The organism is Mycobacterium sp., from assembly GCF_049673265.1.
GTDB lineage: Bacteria > Actinomycetota > Actinomycetes > Mycobacteriales > Mycobacteriaceae > Mycobacterium.
Window position 1 is genome coordinate 1 of record NZ_JBATXN010000463.1, and the last position, 2,117, is coordinate 2,117.

Below are 2,117 nucleotides of genomic sequence, written 5' to 3' on the forward strand. Positions count from 1 at the left end.
ACCGCAGGTTTCGCGCCGGCGAAGGCAAGCTGACGCAGCTCCCTCCCCTGTTGGCCGCACCTCCGGTCAAGACGCGGTACACCACCAGCGACGTCTAGCTCAGCGCGGGAATCACTTCTTGTTCGAATCGCTCGATGCTGGACCGGTCATAGGCGGCCTCCGGGAAGTAACAGATGGCGTACTCGCAGCCCAGGCTGCGCAGATGCTGCAGCCGCTCGATAACCTGTTCTGCGGTACCGGTTGCCGACTCGGGCCCTGTTGTCCCCCCGATCATTCCGTCCGCGGCGGCTTCCGGGATGTAGCCGACCAACCGATCGCGGATGCGCTGCAGCCGGTCTTTGACCTCGGCCTCGGAGGCACCGATGACGGCGTTGACGTTGACCGAGCGCACGATCGTGTCGAAGTCGGTGCCCACGTCGCGGCAATGCCCGGCAAGCACCTCGGACTTGTGGGCAAATCCCGCAGGCTCCGGCGTGAAGTTAGTGTACTGCGCGTATTTCGCAGCGATACGCAAAGTCACCTTCTCGCCACCGCCGGCGACCCATAGCGGAATCCCGCTGTCCTGCAACGGCTTCGGAGCAACGATCGCCCCGTCGGCCTGGTAGTGTTTACCGGCGAGGCTGACCTTGCCGTCGCGCCAGGCGTCGCGCATGATCTGCACGCCTTCATCCAACCGGCCCAGCCGTACTCCGGCCGGTGGGAACCCGTAACCGTAAGCACGCCATTCGTGTTCGTACCAACCACCACCGATACCCATCTGGACACGCCCGCCCGAGATGATGTCGGCGGTGGCCGCCACCTTGGCCAGATAGACCGGATTGCGGTAGCTCATCGCCGTGCACATCTGGCCGAGCTTGATCCGCGACGTCGTCGCCGCGTAGGCCGACATCAGCGACCACGCCTCGTGAGTGGCTTCGCCAGTCGGCATCGGCACGGTGTGAAAGTGGTCGTAGACCCACAGCGAATCCCACGCACCGGCGTCGGCGTGGGCGGCCAGGTCGCGCATCACCGCCCAGTGCTTGGCGGGTTCGATTCCAACCAGATCCATCCGCCAACCTTGCGGAATGAAAAGTCCGAATTGCATAGCTTCGGACTCTAGGGCCCGCCCACATGCACGACTCGATGCGGGTGCCTGACTACTACCGACGTTTGGCAACATAGCCGGCATGAAACTTGACCTTCTTGGCTCCAAGCACACCCTGTTCCGGCTGTTCTACCGGCTTGGGTTCACGCCGTGGGAGGGCCACCCGCTGGCGCAGAGTCTGCGAAACCTGGTCGAAGACAACGATTCTAACGGTTCACCCGCACTACCGCCCGGCGCCGCACTCGAACTGGGTTGCGGTACCGGCGACACCTCCATCTATCTGGCCAAGCAGGGCTGGCAGGTCACGGCCGTGGACTTCGTGCCTACGGCGCTGGAGAAGGCGCGGGCCAAGGCGGGCGCCGAAAACGTCAACTTCGTCCAGGCTGACGTCAGGCAGTTGCGTCAGACCGGACTCAGCGGACCTTTTCAGCTCATTGTCGACAATGGCTGCCTGCACAACATGAACGACGACGACCGCGACTCCTATGTCCGCGAGGTCAGCGCAGTGGCCGCACCCGGCGCGCGGCTGCTCATCGTGGCGTTCATCCCTGGCGGGCGATTCGGCGTGCGCGGCATCGACCGCGCCGAAATGGAACGGCGGTTCGCATCCGGCTGGACACTGCTGTCCACTGGCGAAGAGCAGGAGCTCGACGCGGAGAAAACCCCGACGCGGTACTACCTCTTCCAGCGCCGCGACACTTAACCAGTTGCGACGACACGCCGCGCCGCGTCGCAGTGGTTGAAGTCTCGGGCACGAAAGCCCCTGAAGCATTGCGCCTCCGGGGCTTTCGCGACGGCTCTAGCGCCGCGCTTAGGTCAGCGAGTCCGGGGGCAGGAACCGGTCGCCGTACTTGGCCGCAAGCTCGCGGGCCCGCGCGACAAAGGCTTCCTTGCCCGTACCTGTCGCGCCCTGGTAGCCGACGATGTACTGGGCGCTGCCGCCGGTCCACGGCGGGAAGCCGATGCCCATGATCGAGCCGATGTTGGCGTCGGCGGTCGACGTCAACACGGTTTCATCAAGGCACTTCTGGGT

2 protein-coding genes and 2 pseudogenes are annotated in these 2,117 nt (G+C 64.7%); 2 read left to right on the top strand and 2 right to left on the bottom strand.

Annotated elements, in window-relative coordinates:
• Positions 1–98: pseudogene (locus tag WBF82_RS16175) on the top strand (putative quinol monooxygenase); the annotation flags it as partial.
• Here the strand turns inward: WBF82_RS16175 and WBF82_RS16180 are convergent.
• On the bottom strand, positions 95–1,084 hold the full coding sequence (locus tag WBF82_RS16180) for an LLM class F420-dependent oxidoreductase (RefSeq protein WP_424383997.1): 990 nt from the start codon (positions 1,082–1,084) through the stop codon (positions 95–97). The pseudogene WBF82_RS16175 and the gene WBF82_RS16180 sit on opposite strands and share 4 nt — an antisense overlap.
• An 82-nt stretch (positions 1,085–1,166) precedes the next feature.
• Between WBF82_RS16180 and WBF82_RS16185 the strand changes: the two genes are divergently transcribed.
• Positions 1,167–1,787, top strand: a complete 621-nt coding sequence (locus WBF82_RS16185; RefSeq protein ID WP_424383998.1) for a class I SAM-dependent methyltransferase — start codon at positions 1,167–1,169, stop codon at positions 1,785–1,787.
• Between the two features lie 108 nt (positions 1,788–1,895).
• Here the strand turns inward: WBF82_RS16185 and WBF82_RS16190 are convergent.
• Positions 1,896–2,117, bottom strand: a pseudogene (locus WBF82_RS16190) (3-hydroxyacyl-CoA dehydrogenase); the annotation flags it as partial.